Below are 253 nucleotides of genomic sequence, written 5' to 3'. Positions count from 1 at the left end.
CTTCCTTGCTGATCTGGTGAGACTCCAGAATGTCCACCACGCCTTGCATAGCCTGGGAAATGGGGTTGTGCTGGGCAAAACTGTACCCCTCGAACAAGGAATCAAAGACAGGTCGGGTGATCAGGTTCTGGGCCAGCATTTCAGTGATCTCACCATCGCTGATGCTGTCGTTCAGATTCGAGCGCAACTCACGGGCAAAGGACGCAAAGGCTTCCCGTTCCAAGGGGTAGTCCGGGCTCTCCAGAATCCCGGT

Annotated in this window: 1 protein-coding gene; it reads right to left on the bottom strand. The window is 55.3% G+C overall.

Translation table 11 applies throughout. The annotated features are described in order from the left end of the window. A partial coding sequence (locus IV91_RS16490; RefSeq protein WP_035419075.1) for a hypothetical protein occupies window positions 1–253 on the bottom strand: 253 nt, incomplete at both ends.

Origin of the sequence: Ferrovum myxofaciens, from assembly GCF_000735045.1 — a bacterium.
GTDB classification, from domain to species: domain Bacteria; phylum Pseudomonadota; class Gammaproteobacteria; order Burkholderiales; family Ferrovaceae; genus Ferrovum; species Ferrovum myxofaciens.
The sequence above is the reverse complement of the archived record's forward strand: the minus strand, read 5'-3'. Positions and strand labels throughout refer to the sequence as shown.